We start from the raw sequence: 17264 nt of genomic DNA on the forward strand, positions 1-17264 counted from the left end.
CCGTACAAACGCGGCGGCTGCCACACTCGCCGCTTCCTTGCCACGGCGCCCATGATGGCCTCACGTATCGAAGACTACGCCATGCTCGGCAACTGCCGCAGCGCGGCGCTGGTGGACAAGCACGGCTCGATCGACTGGTTGTGTCTGCCGCGCTTCGATTCCGATGCGCTGTTCGCGGCGCTGCTGGGAACCCCCGAACACGGCCGCTGGTCGATCGCGCCGCAGGGCGAATTCCGCAGCACGCGCCACTACCGCGACGGCAGCCTGGTACTGGAAACGGTCTTCGAGACCGACGCGGGCGCCGTCGCGGTCCTGGACTTCATGGCCGCCAGCCACAACGAGGAATTGCACAACCACGTGGTGCGCATCGTGCGCGGGCTGCGCGGGCGGGTGCCGATGCGCATGCAGCTGCAGCTGCGCTTCAACTACGGCCGCACCATTCCCTGGGTGTCGCAGATCGACGGCGGCCTGCAGGCCATCGCCGGGCCGGACCAGATCGCGCTGCGCAGCCCGCAGCCGATGCATGGCCACGGCTTCGCCACCGAAGCGGATTTCGCCCTGGAAGCCGGCGACAGCACCTGGTTCGTGCTCAGCCACGGCGCCTCGCACCTGGAACTGCCGCCGCCGCTGGCGCCGGAACAGGCGCTGGAGCAGACCGAAGCATTCTGGCATGGCTGGTCGCACCGCTGCGTGCACGCCGGCCCGTGGACCGAGGCGGTGCGGCGCTCGCTGGTGGTGCTGAAAGGCCTGAGCTACCTGCCGACCGGCGCGATCGTCGCCTCGCCGACCACCTCGCTGCCGGAGCGCCTGGAGGGCGAACGCAACTGGGACTACCGCTTCTGCTGGCTGCGCGATGCGGTATTCACCCTGACCGCGTTGCGCGCGGCCGGCTATTCCGACGAGGCCGCCGCCTTCCATGGTTGGCTGCAACGCACCGTGGCCGGCTCGCCGGACCAGCTGCAGGCGCTGTACGGCATCGGCGGCGAGCGGCGCATGCCCGAATGGGAAGTGGACTGGCTGCCCGGCTACGAAGGCGCGTTGCCGGTGCGCGTGGGCAACGCCGCCGCCGGCCAGTTCCAGCTCGACGTGTACGGCGAGGTCATCGCCACCTTCCACCGCGCCCACAAGGAGGGCTTGCCGACCGCGGTGCACGGCCGCTCGCTGGCGCGGCAGCTGCTGGAGGTGCTGGAGCAATGCTGGCGCGAGCCGGACGAGGGCATCTGGGAAATCCGCGACCAGCGCCGCCATTTCGTGCATTCCAAGGTGATGGCGTGGCTGGCGTTCGACTGCGGCGCGCGCGACGGGGTCACCGATGCCGACGCCGCGCAACGCGCGCACTGGCGCGCCCTGGCCGACGAAGTGCATGCGCAGGTGCTGGCGCAGGGCGTGCACCCGGACGGCTATTTCGTGCAGAGCTACGGCAGCGACCGGCTGGACGCGGCGACGCTGCTGATCCCGCTGGTCGGCTTCCTGCCGGCGGACGATCCGCGCGTGGCCGCCACCGCCGACGCGATCGCGCAGCGGCTGAGCATCGATGGCCTGGTCGAGCGCTACCGCGCCGACGACGCCAGCGGCGACGGCCTGCCGGCCGGCGAGGGCACCTTCATCGCCTGCAGCTTCTGGCTGGTGGAGAACTACGTGCTGCTCGGCCGCGGCGCGCAGGCGCGCGAACTGTTCGAACGCCTGCTCGGCCTGTGCAATGACGTCGGCCTGCTGGCCGAAGAATACGATCCGCGCAGCGGCCGCATGCTCGGCAACTTTCCGCAGGGCTACTCGCACGTGGCATTGGTCCACGCCGCGTTGCGCCTGCATGGCTTACTCGGCGAACAGGAAACCCATCCATGAGCGATGCGACGCAAGCGACTCCGCCCTGCCTGATCGTGGTCTTCGGCGCGCGCGGCGATCTGACCCGGCGGCTGGTGCTGCCGGCGCTGTACAACCTGCGCCGCAGCGGCGCGCTGCCCGAGCAGTTCGCGGTGATCGGCGTGGACCACGGCGACATCAGCGAAGCCAGCTGGCGGCGCATGCTCGGCGACGCGCTGCGTGGCCTGATCGCCGACCGCGACGCCGAGTTCAAGGCCGATGGCCTGAACGAGGAAGTGTGGGGCTGGCTGCGCACGCGCATGCATTACCTGCGCGGCGATTTCGCCGACGCGGCGACCTACCGCACGCTGGGCGAAGTGATCGAAAAGTACGACGCGCAGTACCAGACCGGCGGCAACGTGCTGTTCTACCTGGCCACCGCGGCACGCTTCTTCGGCCCGGCGATCGAGCAGCTGGGCGCGGCCGGCCTGGTCAAGCAGCGTGCCGACGGCGGCTGGCGCCGGGTGATCGTGGAGAAGCCGTTCGGCCACGACCTGCAAAGCGCCAGGGACCTCAACGCCATCGTCGGCCGCGTGCTCGACGAGGACCAGGTATTCCGCATCGACCACTTCCTGGGCAAGGAGACGGTGCAGAACATCCTCGCCTTCCGCTTCGCCAACGGCCTGTTCGAGCCGGTGTGGAACCGCGACCGCATCGACCATGTGCAGATCACCGCCGCCGAGACCATCGGCGTGGAAGGTCGCGGGCGCTTCTACGATCCCACCGGCTGCCTGCGCGACATGGTGCCCAACCACCTGTTCCAGCTGCTGGCGATGATCGCGATGGAGCCGCCGGCGGCGTTCACCCCCACCGCGATGCTGCGCCGGCGTGCCGAGGTGATCGAAGCGGTGCGGCCGCTGACCCCGGCCGACGTGGTACGCGGCCAGTACGCGGCCGGCGCGATCGGGCGCAACGCGGTGCCCGGCTACCGCGAGGAAGACACGGTGCCGGCCGATTCCAACACCGAGACCTACGTGGCGATGAAGCTGCAGGTCGACACCTGGCGCTGGGCCGGCGTGCCGTTCTACCTGCGCACCGGCAAGCGCCTGCGCGAACGCACCACCGAGATCGCGATCCGCTTCAAGCCGGCGCCGCTGGCGCCGCTGCGCAGCGCCGAGATCGGCGGCTACGGCCCCGACTGGCTGGTGCTGCACATCCAGCCCGACGAAGGCATCTCGCTGCAGTTCGACGTCAAGCGCCCGGGCGCGCGGGTCAGCCTGGCGCCGGTGCGCATGGACTTCCGCTACCGCGACTGGTTCCCGAAGGAATACACGGTCGGCTACGAACGCCTGCTGCAGGACTGCATGAACGGCGAGGCCGGCCTGTTCCAGGACGCGACGATGGTCGAAGCGGCGTGGCGCATCGTGCAGCCGATCCTGGACGCGTGGCAGGGCTCGTCCGACGAAGTGGCGCAGTACCCGGCCGGCAGCGCCGGCCCAGCCACCGCCGACGCGCTGCTCGCGCTCAACGGCGGCCACGCCTGGCGCACCCTGACCGCCGGCCGCCGCCCACCGCCGCGGCGCCCAGCGGAAGGCGGTGCCGAGGCCAAGCCGGCGGCGCCAGCGAAGCGCCAGGCTGCGGCCAAGCCTGCCGTAGCCAAGGCCAAGTCCAAGGCCAAGACGGCGCCAGGCGCTGCCAAGTCCAAGAAAACCGCCGCGGCCACTGCCGCTGCCGCTTCGCCCAGGAAGGCGGCCAAGGCGACGAGGCCAGCCGAGGGCAAGCCAACGGCAGCACGCAAGAAGACGGCCGGGCCCAGGAAGGCGGTCAAATCCGCGCCCGGGAAAGCGACCGGGCGCGTGGCGAAGAAACCGCCCGCGACGCCGGCCAAGCGATCCGGGACCGAGCGCTGACCGGCAACGCGCGACGCCCGTCTGGGCGGCTTCGGATGGTCTTGGGCCATTCGAACGACGAGGACATGGCTGCAGTCGGGACTGAAGTCCCTCCCACAGTGCACCCAGCCAGCTCGCCGCAAGTTTCTGTGGGAGCGACTTCAGATGAAGGCGACCCCTGCCGCCCTCGCCCTCGCGGCGGGCGACGCCGCCGCCGTCGTCGCGACGAACGTAGCGATGAGCCAACCGGCTCCGGATCCTGTCGGGGCTGAAGCCCCTCCTACAAGCACCGCAGCCCACAAGCGCCGCGACCACCCGTAAAACCCTGTAGGAGCGGCTTCAGCCGCGACGAGCGAAGTGGCGAAGTTGCCAGACTTCAGCCCTCTGTCGGCGCCGATGGCCCAAGCCAACGGAGCCATTGCCTCAGTGCGCCAAGCACCTGACCGAAGTCCTGTGGGAGCGACTTCAGTCGCGACGAACGAAGCGATGGAGCCGACCGGCTCCGGATCCTGTCGGGGCTGAAGCCCCTCCTACAAGAGCCGCAGCCCCGCAAGGCCGCGACCGCCCGTAAACCCCTGTAGGAGCGGCTTCAGCCGCGACGAACGAAGCGGTGGAATTGCCGGGCTTGGGCTCCTGTCAGGGCCGATGTCCCTCCCGCACGTGTCCCTGCAACGATCCACAGAGACACGCCATCTCGCGATCAGCCGCTACGCTTGCGTTTTAACGACCGCCTCGCGGTCCGCCGCTTCCACAGGCGCCTCGCTCACGTCCGCTTCGAACAGGTGCATCAAGTCCGCGCGCGCATCGCGCGAGGTCTGCACCACCGCCGTGTCGTCGTCGTACACCAGGTGTTGCGCGCGCAACAGCTGCTCGTCGTGCTGGCGGAAACGGGCGATGCGGTCGCGTGCGGTGTCCGCGCTCAGGCCCAGGTTCACCAGCACCTTCTCGCTCAGCTCCAGACTGGAGGCGAACACCTCGCGGAACGGTTCGGCGCCCAGGTCCATCAGCCGCCAGGCGTGCTGGCGGTTGCGCGCGCGCGACAGCACCTGCGCCTTCGGGTACAGGCGGCGGATCAGCCGCGTGGTCTTGATGTTGGTCTCCGGGTCGTCCATCGCCACCACGAAGACGCGGATGCCGTCGCTGCCGGCCGCGCGCAGCAGGTCCGGGCGGCTGGGGTCGCCGTAGTAGATCTTGTTGCCGAAGCGGCGCAGGTCCTCCACCGTGTCCGGGTTGTGCTCCAGCGCCACGAACGGGATGCGCTGCGCGGTGAGCAGGCGCGCCACGATCTGGCCGAAGCGGCCCATGCCGGCGATCAGCACCTGCGCGCGCTGTTCGTCCACGGTGTCGTAGCTGGCGGCCGGCGGCGGCGCGCGCTTGGCCTTGGCCGTCTCGCTGCCGTCGAGCAGGCGCTGGATGCCGATCAGCAGCAGCGGGGTCAGCGCCATCGACACGCCGACCACCGCGACCAGGCGGTCGTGGTTGGCGTCGTCGAGCAGCTTCACGCGCTGCGCCTCGGTGAACACCACGAACGCGAATTCGCCGCCCAGCCACAGCAGGCTGCCCAGCAGCAACGCGCTGCGCAGCGGCAGCCGCGCCACCCGGCCGATGCCGACCAGCAGGCTGAACTTGACCAGCAGCAGCGTGGCCACGCCGCCGGCGATCAGCCACGGTTCGGCGACGATGCGGTCCAGGTCGATGCCCATGCCCACGGCGATGAAGAACACGCCCAGCAGCAGGCCCTGGAACGGTTCGATCTGCGCTTCCAGTTCGTGCCGGAATTCCGAATCGGCCAGCAACACGCCGGCCAGGAACGCGCCCAGGCTCGGGCTCAGCCCGGCCTTCTGCAGGAACCAGGCATTGCCCAGCACCACCAGCAGCGCGCTGGCGGTGAACACCTCGGGCATGCGCGTGCGCGCCACCATGCGGAACAGGTGGCGCAGCACGAAGCGGCCGCACAGCACCACTATCGCCAGCGCGCCCAGCGCCTGCGCCACTTCGGGCCAGGTCAGGGTGTCGTTCTTGGCCCCGCCGAGCAGCGGGATCGCGGCCAGCAGCGGGATCGCGATCAGGTCCTGGAACAGCAGGATCGCGAACCCGAGCCGGCCGTAGTCGCTGTTGAGCGCCTTGCGCTCGGCCAGCAACTGCAGGCCCACCGCGGTGGACGACAGCGCCAGCGCCAGGCCCACCACCAGCGCGCTTTTCCAGTTCAGGTCCAGGCACAGCAGCAGCGCGCCCAGCGGCAGCGCGGTCAGCACCACCTGCGCGGTGCCGGCGCCGAACACCGCGCGGCGCATCAGCTTCAGCCGCGCCGGCGACAGTTCCAGGCCGATCAGGAACAGCAGCATCACCACGCCGATCTCGGCGGCGTTGAGGATGCGTTCGGTGTCCTGCACGAAGCCAAGCCCGTCCGGGCCCAGCACCACGCCCGCGGCGAGATAGGCCAGCACCGCACCCAGGCCCAGGCGCTTGAATACCGGCACCGCGATGACCGCGGCCAGCAGCAAGACCAGCGCCAGCTCCAGGCCGCCGCTATGCATGAGTCGTTTCCATCCCGACATTATGCAGCCGCCACGCGACCATTCGCTTACCCCGGATTGGGGTAGCAGGCGGGTCCAGGCTTGCGGCGCCGTCAGGTGCGGTGGAGGGAAGCCGCGGGAGGGATGCCGGGCGGCCTTGGGCCGTCGGCTCCGAAAGGGCGCTAGCTAGGCGAGCGGACTTGCTTCGTTCGTCGCGACTGAAGTCGCTCCCACAGGGACTTGCGGCCAGATTCCGATTCCCTGTGGGAGGGGCTTCGGCCCCGACAGGACCCGGCGCCGCGATGTCCGTGGCTGCGCTGGTCGCGGTTGCACCTGCTCCTGCGGGGAACTCGCGATTGACCGACGAAGTGCACTGTGGAGAGGCTTCAGCCTCTGACAGGATGGGGTGTCGCAAGGTCCGCGGCTGCGCTGTAGCGACTGAAGCCGCTGCTGCAAGGAGCTCGCGATTGGGCCGATAGGTGCACTGTGGGAGGGGCTTCAGCCCCGACGCGTGGGCGCTGGAATCCACCGTCTTCCCCGCATCGCCCAAAGCCGCGCCCCGGCAGGCCGCGGAGCGTGCGCATTCCCGATCATCCCCACGCCAGCATCAGCCGTGTACCGTTGTCGCACCGCTTGCCCGCCCCGCGCCCGCCATGAGCACCTATCACCTGCAGTCCGTGTTCCGCCCCGCCTCGGTCGCCATCGTCGGCGGCAGTCCGCGCGAGCGCTCGGCCGGGCGCGCGGTGGTGCGCAACCTGCGTGCGGCCGGGTTTCCCGGGCAGATCGGCTGGGTCAGCCCGCGCTACCGCGAGATCGACGGCGTGCCCACCGTGCGCGGACTCACCGATCTGCCGTGGGTGCCGGACCTAGTGGTCATCACCGCGCCGGCGCGGATCGTGCCGCGCATCGTCGCCATCGCCGCGCGGCGCGGCGTGGCCGCGGCGATCATCCTCACCGCCGGCCTGGGCGAAGGCCCGGGCTCGGCCGCGGCGCGGGTCGAAGCGGCCGCGCGCGCCAAGGGCCTGCGCATCCTCGGCCCGCACTGCCTGGGCGTGATCGCGCCGCACGCCAAGCTCAACGCCAGCATCGCCGCGCACTGCCCGCAGCCGGGCGACCTGGCGCTGATCTCCGAGTCCAGCGCCATCGCCGCGGCGCTGGTGGAGTGGGGCGTGGCGCGCTCGGTCGGGTTTTCCGCGGTGGTGTCGCTGGGCGATGCGCTGGACGTGGACTTCGGCGACCTGCTCGACTACTTCGCCACCGACTACCGCACCCGCGCCATCCTGCTGTACGTCGAACACATCCGCGACGCGCGCAAGTTCATGTCCGCCGCGCGCGCCGCGGCGCGCGCCAAACCGGTGGTGGTGGTGAAGTCCGGCCGCCAGCTGCGCATCGATCCCAATGCCGACACCCACGTGCAGGCGCTGGCCAGTTCCGACGCGGTCTACGGCGCCGCCTTCGCCCGCGCCGGCCTGCTGCGCGTGCGCGCGCTGGACGAACTGTTCGCCGCCGCCGAGACCCTGGGCCGGCTCAGCACCTTCCCCGGCCGCCGCCTGGCCATCCTCAGCAACGGCGGCGGCGTCGGCCGCCTGGCGGTGGACAAGCTGGCCGACCTCGGCGGCACCCTGGCCGCGCTGTCGCCGCAGACCCTGCAACGCCTGGAGCAGGCGCTGCCGCAGGAGTGGTCGCACGCCAACCCGGTGGACATCGTGGTCGACGCCGACGGCGAGCGCTACGCCGCCGCCGCCGAAGCGCTATTGGCCGATCCGGAGAACGACGCGGTGCTGGTGGTCAACGTGCCGACCGCGTTCACCTCCTCCGCCGACGCCGCGCAGGCGCTGACCCGCACCCTCGGCCTGCGCCCACGCCACCATCGCGACAAGCCGGTGTTCGCGGTGTGGCTCGGCAACGACGAAAGCGCCACCGCCACCCTCAACGCCGCGCACATCCCCACCTACGCCACCGAGGCCGACGCGGTGCGCGGCTTCATGCATCTGGTGCGCTACCGCGAAGCGCAGGCGGCACTGATGGAGACGCCACCGAGCCTGCCCGAGGATTTCGTGTTCGACGCCGCCACCGCGCGCGGCATCGTCGATGCCGCCCTGGCCGCCGGGCAGACCTGGCTCGACCCGCTGGCCACCAACCGCCTGCTCGCGGCCTACGGCATCCCGACCGCGCCGGTGGTGCATGCCGCCACTGCGGCCGAGGCCGCGCACGCGGCGGCGCCGATGCTGGCCGACGGCCTGGCGGTCGCGGTGAAGATCCATTCGGCCGACATCCCGCACAAGTCCGACGTCGACGGCGTGCGCCTGAACCTGGTCAGCGCGCAGGCGGTGCAGGACGCGGCCGAAGGCATCCTCGCCCGCGCGCGCGCCGCGCGGCCGGATGCGCGCATCGACGGCGTGCTGGTGCAGCCCACGCTGTTGCGGCCGAAGGCGCGCGAACTGATCGCCGGCATCGCCGACGACCCCACCTTCGGCCCGGTGATCGTGTTCGGCCGCGGCGGCACCGCGGTGGAAGTGATCGACGACAAGGCGCTGGCGCTGCCGCCGCTGGACCTGCGCCTGGCCCACGAACTGATCGGCCGCACCCGCGTCAGCCGCATCCTCAAGGCCTACCGCGACGTGCCCGCGGCCGACGAGCGCGCCGTGGCGATGGTGCTGGTCAAGCTCGCGCAGCTGGCCGCCGATCTGCCCGAGGTCCGCGAACTGGACATCAACCCGCTGCTGGCCGACCGCGACGGCGTGATCGCGGTGGACGCGCGCGTGGCGGTGGCGCCGTCGCGGCGCCTGCACAAGGGCCGCGGCCACCCACGTTTCGCGATCTTCCCGTATCCGAAGGAATGGGAGCGGCGCATCGTGCTCAACGACGGCGCCGCCGCGTTCGTGCGCCCGGTGCGCCCGGAAGACGACGCGCTGTTCCGCAGCTTCTTCGCCCGCGTCACCGACGAGGACCTGCGCCTGCGCTTCTTCCAGGCGGTGAAGCACTTCAGCCACGAATTCATCGCGCGCCTGACCCAGCTCGACTACGCCCGCTCGATCGCCCTGGTCGCGATCGAGCCCAAGACCGGCGACATGCTCGGCGCGGTGCGCCTGCACGCCGACGCCGACTACGACCGCGGCGAATACGGCATCCTGATCCGCTCCGATCTCAAGGGCCACGGCATCGGCTGGCAGCTGATGCGGATCATGATCGAATACGCCGGCTGGCTCGGCCTCAACGTCGTCGAAGGCCAGGTCCTGCGCGAGAACCGCACCATGCTGGCGATGTGCGAACACCTGGGGTTCAAGGCCACGCCGGACCCGGAGGATGCGACGTTGATGGATGTGGTGTTGCCGGTGGGGACGGGTGAGGGTGGCGGCCTGTCTCCATAAGCAACTAGGGATGGCATGGTGCGAAACCGGCTACGTAGCGGCGCACTGCGCTGAGGCGACATGGATGTTTCCGAATCCCCAGATTTTGCATGACGGTATTAGGGAGCCGGTGCTTGAAAATGATGCCATCGAATCGCGGCGAAAGCTGATGGGAGGCCTGTGGAACTGTTGCTGACAATCGCGTTCGTTCCGTTTTCTATATTCGCAGCAGTCCGTATTTTTCCGGGGCTCAGGCCACCGAAGCATAGGCCGCTGACTTTCATCGCTGGTGGTACTTTCACGCTGCTGCTGGGCGCAATGAGTGGCTTTGCCCTACGCTCGAACCTGCAGACCGGATCCATCGGCTTTGATGGCCGCTACCTGCGCGGCATCCACGCGACTTCTGCAGAGCAGCCTATGGAATATTGGGGAGTCGTGCTGGTGTTCTATGCGGTGTCAGTGCTAATCGCTGGTTTCGGACTTGCAGCGATTGGTTTGAGCTTCCGCAAAGGGCTGGAGGGTGGTTCTTAGCAGTACGCAGGACGGTACCGCTTTTACGGGAATCACAGTCGACGCGGTTGCCGTGGATGCTTGCGCTGCAGGGCCCGTCGCAGGCTCCGGCGCATCCGCGGCGAGCTGCTGTGGGCCCGCGTTTTGCAAGCAGCGTGGGGTCGCACCGGCCATCGGCTTGCAACCGCCGCACGCCGGGCGAGGCAAGACGCCCCGCCCGGCATGCACTCCATGGCGCTACAGCTGCGTCGAGCGCAGGAGGCAGGCGCCGGCATGGTGCAGCATCGGGGGACGAATGCCGCAAGCGGGCGTTGACCTGCCACGCGCTGCCAGCTGACGCGGCGTGCGCCGGATGCGCATCCATCGCGCGCGATCCGGCGCGTCGCTCGACGGTTTCGACTCTAGCCGATCGTCCCGACGCACGAAGTAGACAGTTGCGCAGCCACGTGCGGCTGCCGTGCGCCGCCGCCGCGTGCCGCATACGCACACGAACCACGCCGGAGGCGCCCCAACTGATCGGCGTGTGCCGGGTGCATCGGCGATACGGCGGCAGTCATCGCACCCTGGCAGAATCGGCCTGCGCCACCGTCGGCGCTGCGCGAGGGGCGCCGTATGTCTGTTGCCGAACGTCCGCCGATGTCCGCGCCGGTCCGCGCCAGCGACGTGCTGCGCGTGTTCCTGCGCCTGGGATTGACCAGTTTCGGCGGCCCGCTCGCGCACCTGGGCTATTTCCGCGAGGAATTCGTGCGCCGCCGCGGCTGGCTGGACGAGGCCGGCTTCGCGCAGCTGCTGTCGTTGTGCCAGGTGCTGCCCGGCCCGACCAGCAGCCAGCTGGGCGTCGCCATCGGCTGGCGCTGCGCGGGCTGGCGCGGGGCGGTGGCGGCGTTCGTCGGCTTCACCCTGCCGTCGGCGCTGCTGATGTTCGCGCTGGCGCTGTCCGCACCGCGGTGGCTGCTGCATCCGCTCGGCGCGGAACTGCTGCACGGACTCAAGCTGGTCGCGGTGGTGGTGGTCGCGCATGGCGTGTACGCGATGGCGCGCACGCTGACCCCGGACCTGCGCCGCGCGCTGTTGGCGGTGACCGCCGCCGCCCTGGTGCTGGCGCTCGACCGCGGCTGGGGCCAGCCGCTGGCGATCGGGCTGGGCGCGCTGGCCGGGATCGCGTGGTGTCGGCCGCCGCCGGTGGCGATGGCCGCCGCCGCGCCGTGGCGCTGGCGGCGCGATGTGGGGACGCTCTGCGCGTTGGCGTTCGGCGGGCTGCTGGTGGCCGCCCTGTGGGCGTCCACGCAGACCGCTGCGCCGCCATCGCCGGCGTCGATCGCCGCGGCGTTCTATCGCGCCGGGGCGCTGGTGTTCGGCGGCGGCCACGTGGTGCTGCCGCTGCTGCAACGCGAGCTGGTCGCCAGCGGCTGGATGTCGGCCGATACCTTCCTCGCCGGCTATGGCGCGGCCCAGGCGATGCCGGGCCCGATGTTCACGCTGGCCGCCTACCTGGGCGCGAACGCCGGCGCAGGCGTCGCCCCTGGCGCGGGTGCGGCGTTGGCGCTGGCGGCGTTGTTCGCGCCGGGCATGTTGGCCTTGGGCGCGGCGTTGCCGCTGTGGCAGGCGCTGGCCTGGCGCCCGCCGGTGGCGCGGGCCCTGGCCGGCATCAATGCCGCGGTGGTCGGTCTGCTGGCCGCGGCGCTGTACGACCCATTGTGGCGCGACGGGATCCGCAGCCCGCCGGACCTACTGGTGGTAGCGTTGGGCCTGGTGCTGATGGCGCGCCTGCAGCGCCCGGCGCTGTGGGTCGTGGCATGGTGTGTGGCGGCGACGCTCGGCCTTGGCGCGCTCGGGGCGACGGTGCGATAGGCGCAGCCGGCGCTGGCCGCCGCCGAGCGTCCCCGACGTTGCTGTCGGCAAGCAGGTCGTGATGCCAGTTGCTCATTTCCAGGTGGCCCCATGCGCACGCACGGAACGTTGATCAAATGGAACGAGGAGCGCGGCTTCGGCTTCGTACGCTCGGCGCATGGCGATGCCGAAATCTTCGTGCACATCGCATCGTTCCCGCGCGACGGCGTGCGTCCGCGGCTCGGCGAGTTGATTTCGTTCGATCTGGAACACGACGCGGAAGGGCGGCCGCGTGCGGTGCGGGTAATGCGTCCGGGGCATGCTCCGGCCAGGCGCGGGCGCCCGGCCGCTGCCGGCAGGCGGCGTCGTGGCGCGCTCGGCAGCGGGCTGGCGGTGTTGGTGCTGCTCGGCATCGGCGTCTATGCGTATTCGCTGATCGCACCGCGCTTCGCCGCCGCGCCGGTGCCGGACATGACCGCACCGGTGGCGCCGGCTACGCAGGCGGCCGCCGAGCCGCGCTTCCAGTGCGACGGACGCACCCGCTGCACGCAGATGACCTCGTGCGAGGAGGCCACCTATTTTCTGCAGCATTGCCCTGGCGCGAAGATGGATGGCAACCACGACGGCGTGCCGTGCGAGCAGCAGTGGTGTCACTAGTGCGCGACGGATGCAGCATGCGTTGCGGACCTTGCGTGCCGAGGGCGGCGCGCGCGGCTCCGGGCAGCTACGTTGACGCGCCTGCTTGCGCGCCCACACACTCGCCGTGGCCACTGCAGCGCCCGCGCCTCGACTAGGAAGATGGGATGAGTTACGACCTGACGGTATTCGACATGGATGCGGCACCGCGACAGCGCGCGCAGTTCCTGGCCTGGTACGAGACCCAGACCGAATGGAGCGAGGAGCACGGCTACGACGATCCGGCCGTGAGCTCGGCACCGCTGCGCGCATGGTTCCTGGACATGATCGCTGCGTTTCCGCCGATGAACGGCCCGCTGGCCGCGGACGACGTCGACGAAGCGCCTGGGCGCGCCACCGACTACAGCGTCGGCCGTTCGCTCATCTTTGCGGCGTTCGCCTGGTCGCAGGCGCAAGAGGCGTACGCAGCCATGTACGGCCTGGCCGCCAAGCATGGCCTGGGCTTCTTCGATGCCAGCTCCGAACTGGGCGAAGTCTGGTGGCCGGATGGCCAGGGCGGGCTCGCGCTCGCCCACACGGACTAGCCGATTCGCTGCGCTCGTCCGTCATCCGCTGCGGCATGCGGCAAGGTGCCGTTCTTCCCGATGACACTTCCTGGCACGGTCGTGTACCGGTCCGCGTTCTATAGGCGCGGCATCGACACGATTGCCGCGGCGATGGACTGTTCGGCAGAGTGGCTTGGTACGTGGCGTCATTCCGGCGCTGGCTGGCTCGGTTGTGGGTCCTTGGGCGGCGCAGACGTTGCATGCACAGGCACCGCCGACCGCCAGCGCGCACACATATGCCGCGCCGAAAACGACTCATCGCGGCGCAGTCCGACGCTGGCGCGCATCGCCGCGGTCTTGACCGCACCGTGATACCGGCTTCGCTAAGGTCGAGGCTCCCGCACAGGTGTTTCCATGTCCGAGCCTCGACTTCCTCCCGCCAAGACCCGCGCGCTGTCGCTGGGCTTCTTCGTCTTCGTGGCGGCGGTCGCCGTCATCCTCTGGTTCCTGGTGCGCCCGTACGGCGCGGTGTACTTTTTCCCGGTGCATTTCCTGGTCGGGTTGGGATTGCCGTTTTTGTTCTACGCGTTGGGGGCCAGCCGCGCCTGGTTCCTGCTCGGCCTGGCGGCGACGGCGATCGTGCTGGTCGTGTTGAATGTCTGGGGCGACGAACTCGGTGGCGCGGCGCCGCGGGTGTTCGACTGGGCGCATGGGTTCGCCGGCCTGCTCGGGTTAGTGCTGGCCTATGGCGTGTTCCGCATGTCCAGCCGTGCCCGGCAGCGGCACGCGCCCTCCGCGCCGCGCTGAATCGCGCTCAGCCGGCGTCGTCGTCGCGGGTGAACGGCGCCAGCCGCAGCTTGACCCGGTGCTCGACGCCGGCTGGGCAGTGCCCCGGCGCCGGCCCGCGGAAATAGCTGCGCTGCCAGCCTTCGCGTTTGGCCTCTGGATCGTCCCGCTCCAGATCGTGCAGGAACTGGCCGCGGCTGCGCATCCAGGCCTGGTAGTCGCGCTCCAGTTCCGGGGTCTGCGACAGCGGCTGCCAGCGCGGCTGCGTCTCGGCCAGTACCCGGCGCTGCACCGGAAAGAAATGGCAGAACGGTTCGCCGGCGTCGAAGCGCACCCGTCCGGGGCGGGTGAACTGCCAGTTCATGGTGAAGGTATATGGACTCCAGTCGGTTTCGATCAGTCCGGTCAGCCCGGCGATGCCGTCCTTGGGCCGGTTGACCGGCGCGGTCACGTACAGATCCACGCCCGGCTCGGTGCGGAACAGGCAGGGCACGTGGAAGGTGAGCACGCCGTAGCCGAAGTGGCTGACCGCCGGCGCGTGGCCGCCGGCGTCGGCATGGAGGCGGATGTCATCGAGTCCGTTGCCGCCGCTCCACTCGGCCTCGAAGCCGCTCTGGCACAACAACTCCCAGCCGTGCGCGTTGGCGATGTCCAGCGGCAGGCAGCGGTAGGCGTAGCGCTGGTCGGTGCGGTCCATCCACGGCCGCTCGCGCGGCGCCGGGCGCACGTCGAGGGTGTGGCCGTCGAGAACGTGGGCGGTGAGCTTCATGGCGGCGGCATCGGCTGAGGACGTGCGCCGAGTGTGACGCGTCGGCGTCGGCATGGCGACCGGGTGCTGCCGAAGTGTCGGCGCTGCGGTCGGCCGCAGCGTTGCACGCGTTGGGTTGCGGTCGTGCGCGGCCGACGCTGCGAGCGGTGGCACCGTGCCTGCAGCGCGTGCTGGATCCTGGCGCGAGGGTGCGCGCTAGGCCGCCTCGAAATCCAGCAGCGCCACGCCGTCGCCGACCAGTTCGCCCTCGCGCACGCGGTAGCCATGCACCACGCCGTCGGCCGGGGCCTGCAAGGTGTGCTCCATCTTCATCGCCTCCAGCACCAGCAGCGGCGTGCCGCGTGCCACTTGCGTGCCGGGCGCGACCAGCAGGGCGACGACGCGGCCAGGCATCGGCGCGGTCAGCCCGCCGGCATCGGCGATCGGCTGGTCGGCCTCGGCCACCGGGTCGTGCAGGTCGAACTGGTGCGATTGTCCATCGACGAACAGGTGCAGGCGGGCGCCGGCGAACACCGCGTCGGCGTGGACGCGCTGCGCGTCCAGTTGCGCCTGCAGGCGGCCGTCGTCGTGCAGGCGGCCGGCGGCGAGCAGCACCGCGTCGGTGGCGTCGTCGCGCACGCGCCAGCCGGCATCGGTCGCGGTCGCGCGCAATGTGCGGCGTGCCTCGCCGTGCTGCAGGATCAGGCTGCGCGGCGCAGGCGCGCCCAGGCGCCAGCCATCGCGCAGGTCCCAGGGCGAATGCGGATCGCCCGCCTGTGCGGCGTCATGGCGCTCGTGCAGCAGCCATGCCAGCGCGGCCAGGCTCCAGGTCGATTCGGCGGTGGCCGGCGCGGCATCGAACAGGGCCGCGTGCTCGCGTTCGATCAACGCGGTATCCAGATCGGCCTGCGCGAACGCCGCGGTGCCGATCAGGCGCTGCAGGAACGCGGCATTGGTGGCCACGCCGACCACCTGGCACGCGGCCAGCGCCGCCTGCATGCGCCGCAGCGCGCGTTCGCGGGTCTCGTCCCAGACGATCAGCTTGGCGATCATCGGGTCGTAGTGCGGGCCGATCACATCGCCCTGTTCGACGCCGGCATCGACGCGGGTATGCGCGTCCGCGGCCGGCAGGCGCAGGTGCTGCAGCGTGCCGGTCGAGGGCAGGAAACCGCGCGCCGGGTCCTCGGCATACAGCCGCGCTTCCAGCGCATGGCCGCGGATCGCCAGTTCGTGCTGGCGCCTGGGCAACGGTTGGCCGGCGGCCACGCGCAGCTGCCATTCGACCAGGTCGGTGCCGGTGATGCACTCGGTGACCGGATGCTCCACCTGCAACCGCGTGTTCATTTCCATGAAGTAGAACGCGCCGTCGGGCGCGACGATGAACTCCACGGTGCCGGCACCGACATAGCCGACCGTGCGCGCCGCTTCCACCGCGGCCTGGCCCATCGCCGCGCGACGTTCTGCATCCATGCCCGGCGCCGGCGCTTCCTCCAGCACCTTCTGGTGGCGGCGCTGCACCGAGCAATCGCGTTCGAACAGGTAGGCCAGCTCGCCGTGGCGGTCGCCGAACACCTGGATCTCGATATGCCGTGGGCGCAGCACGTACTTTTCCACCAGCACGTGCGCGTTGCCGAACGCGGCCTGGGCTTCGCGCTGGCAGGCGGCCAGGGCGGCGACGAACTCCTCGCTGCGGTCGACGCGGCGCATGCCCTTGCCGCCGCCGCCGGCGCTGGCCTTGATCAGTACCGGATAGCCGATGGCATCGGCCTGCGCGCGCAGGAATTCCGGTTCCTGGCGTTCGCCGTGGTAGCCGGGGGTCAGCGGCACGCCGGCCGCGTGCATCAACGCCTTAGCCGCGCTCTTGTCGCCCATCGCGCGGATCGCTGCCGGCGGCGGCCCGATGAACACGATGCCGCGCGCGGCGCAGGCCTCGGCGAAGTCGGCGTTCTCGGACAGGAAGCCGTAGCCGGGATGGATCGCCTGGGCGCCGCTGGCGTGGGCGGCATCGAGGATGCGTTCGCTGCGCAGGTAGCTGTCGCGCGCGGGCGCGGGGCCGATATGGATCGCTTCGTCGGCCAGGCGCACGTGGCGCGCGTCGCGGTCGGCGTCGGAGTACACGGCGACGCTGGCGATGCCGAGCTTGCGGCAGGTGGCGATCACGCGGCAGGCGATCTCGCCGCGATTGGCGATCAGGATCTTGTCGAACATCGGCAGGTCGGGCGTGGCCATGGTCAGTTGCCTGGAGAAGGGGTGTCGTGTGTTGCTCGCGCAGTTGCAGTTGCAGTTGCAGTTGCAGTTGCTTTGGCTGTTGCTGTTGCCATTGCTTTTGACTTACCGGGTTCCCTTCCGAAGCGGCGGCCATGGCGGGGAAAAACCCGAAGGGCGGCGCACAGGGATGTGCGCCGTTCGCGGCAGGGGCAGGATGCCCCTTCCGCGAATCCCCGTCATGGACGCGGACCCGGAGCGCGCAGCGCGGAGGGCGCTAGGCAGGGCGCGCTTTCTTTTGGTTACTTTTCTTTGCGCGAGCAAAGAAAAGTGACTCGCCCAAAGGCGAAAGCTTTGCCTCTGCCTTTGTGCTGGCACTTGAAGCTTTGAAAGCTTGAAGCAAGAGCAAGAGCTTCCGCTGGCGCGGGTCACTTTTCTTTGCTTGT

11 protein-coding genes are annotated in these 17264 nt (G+C 70.3%); 8 read left to right on the forward strand and 3 right to left on the reverse strand.

The genetic code is table 11. The annotated features are described in order from the left end of the window. Positions 1-54 precede the first annotated feature (54 nt). A complete protein-coding gene (locus tag NUG20_RS01455) occupies positions 55-1845 on the forward strand; it encodes a glycoside hydrolase family 15 protein (RefSeq protein WP_263396701.1) in 1791 nt (596 codons plus the stop codon). After that, the gene (gene zwf, locus NUG20_RS01460; protein ID WP_263396702.1) at positions 1842-3713 is read left to right on the forward strand and encodes a glucose-6-phosphate dehydrogenase; all 1872 of its coding nucleotides are present in this window, start codon (positions 1842-1844) and stop codon (positions 3711-3713) included. The genes NUG20_RS01455 and zwf overlap by 4 nt, the downstream gene beginning before the upstream one ends. A gap of 686 nt (positions 3714-4399) precedes the next feature. Here the strand turns inward: zwf and NUG20_RS01465 are convergent. Beyond that, positions 4400-6229, reverse strand: a complete 1830-nt coding sequence (locus tag NUG20_RS01465; protein ID WP_263396703.1) for a monovalent cation:proton antiporter-2 (CPA2) family protein — start codon at positions 6227-6229, stop codon at positions 4400-4402. A gap of 632 nt (positions 6230-6861) precedes the next feature. On the opposite strand from NUG20_RS01465, the gene NUG20_RS01470 reads away from it, so the two are divergent. The 6 genes from NUG20_RS01470 to NUG20_RS01495 all read left to right on the forward strand — a co-directional run bounded on the left by NUG20_RS01470 (position 6862) and on the right by NUG20_RS01495 (position 13886). Then, a complete protein-coding gene (locus tag NUG20_RS01470) occupies positions 6862-9579 on the forward strand; it encodes a bifunctional acetate--CoA ligase family protein/GNAT family N-acetyltransferase (RefSeq protein ID WP_263396704.1) in 2718 nt (905 codons plus the stop codon). A 159-nt stretch (positions 9580-9738) separates the two neighbouring features. Further along, the gene (locus tag NUG20_RS01475) at positions 9739-10089 is read left to right on the forward strand and encodes a hypothetical protein (RefSeq protein WP_263396705.1); all 351 of its coding nucleotides are present in this window, start codon (positions 9739-9741) and stop codon (positions 10087-10089) included. A 615-nt stretch (positions 10090-10704) separates the two neighbouring features. Beyond that, positions 10705-11919, forward strand: a complete 1215-nt coding sequence (gene chrA, locus NUG20_RS01480; protein WP_263396706.1) for a chromate efflux transporter — start codon at positions 10705-10707, stop codon at positions 11917-11919. 90 nt (positions 11920-12009) lie between these two features. Continuing rightward, positions 12010-12555 (forward strand): excalibur calcium-binding domain-containing protein, encoded by a 546-nt coding sequence (locus tag NUG20_RS01485; protein WP_263396707.1) that lies wholly within the window; start codon positions 12010-12012, stop codon positions 12553-12555. A gap of 146 nt (positions 12556-12701) precedes the next feature. Continuing rightward, complete coding sequence (locus NUG20_RS01490; protein ID WP_263396708.1) at positions 12702-13118, forward strand: hypothetical protein; 417 nt, start codon at positions 12702-12704, stop codon at positions 13116-13118. A gap of 375 nt (positions 13119-13493) precedes the next feature. Continuing rightward, on the forward strand, positions 13494-13886 hold the full coding sequence (locus tag NUG20_RS01495) for a hypothetical protein (RefSeq protein ID WP_263396709.1): 393 nt from the start codon (positions 13494-13496) through the stop codon (positions 13884-13886). Between the two features lie 7 nt (positions 13887-13893). Here NUG20_RS01495 and NUG20_RS01500 read toward each other — a convergent pair whose 3' ends face one another. Next, the gene (locus NUG20_RS01500) at positions 13894-14634 is read right to left on the reverse strand and encodes a DUF6065 family protein (RefSeq protein ID WP_263396710.1); all 741 of its coding nucleotides are present in this window, start codon (positions 14632-14634) and stop codon (positions 13894-13896) included. 195 nt (positions 14635-14829) lie between these two features. Next, positions 14830-16842 (reverse strand): acetyl/propionyl/methylcrotonyl-CoA carboxylase subunit alpha, encoded by a 2013-nt coding sequence (locus NUG20_RS01505; protein ID WP_263396711.1) that lies wholly within the window; start codon positions 16840-16842, stop codon positions 14830-14832. Between the last annotated feature and the right edge of the window lie 422 nt (positions 16843-17264).

It is taken from the genome of Xanthomonas sp. CFBP 8443 (assembly GCF_025666195.1).
Taxonomy (GTDB): domain Bacteria; phylum Pseudomonadota; class Gammaproteobacteria; order Xanthomonadales; family Xanthomonadaceae; genus Xanthomonas_A.

What these genes read in the sequence shown, in the direction of transcription:
- NUG20_RS01455 (WP_263396701.1), top strand. Translation starts at nt 55, where the DNA reads ATGGCCTCACGTATCGAAGACTACGCCATGCTCGGCAACTGCCGCAGC.
- zwf (WP_263396702.1), top strand. Translation starts at nt 1,842, where the DNA reads ATGAGCGATGCGACGCAAGCGACTCCGCCCTGCCTGATCGTGGTCTTC.
- NUG20_RS01465 (WP_263396703.1), bottom strand. Translation starts at nt 6,229, where the DNA reads ATGCATAGCGGCGGCCTGGAGCTGGCGCTGGTCTTGCTGCTGGCCGCG.
- NUG20_RS01470 (WP_263396704.1), top strand. Translation starts at nt 6,862, where the DNA reads ATGAGCACCTATCACCTGCAGTCCGTGTTCCGCCCCGCCTCGGTCGCC.
- chrA (WP_263396706.1), top strand. Translation starts at nt 10,705, where the DNA reads ATGTCCGCGCCGGTCCGCGCCAGCGACGTGCTGCGCGTGTTCCTGCGC.
- NUG20_RS01485 (WP_263396707.1), top strand. Translation starts at nt 12,010, where the DNA reads ATGCGCACGCACGGAACGTTGATCAAATGGAACGAGGAGCGCGGCTTC.
- NUG20_RS01490 (WP_263396708.1), top strand. Translation starts at nt 12,702, where the DNA reads ATGAGTTACGACCTGACGGTATTCGACATGGATGCGGCACCGCGACAG.
- NUG20_RS01495 (WP_263396709.1), top strand. Translation starts at nt 13,494, where the DNA reads ATGTCCGAGCCTCGACTTCCTCCCGCCAAGACCCGCGCGCTGTCGCTG.
- NUG20_RS01500 (WP_263396710.1), bottom strand. Translation starts at nt 14,634, where the DNA reads ATGAAGCTCACCGCCCACGTTCTCGACGGCCACACCCTCGACGTGCGC.
- NUG20_RS01505 (WP_263396711.1), bottom strand. Translation starts at nt 16,842, where the DNA reads ATGGCCACGCCCGACCTGCCGATGTTCGACAAGATCCTGATCGCCAAT.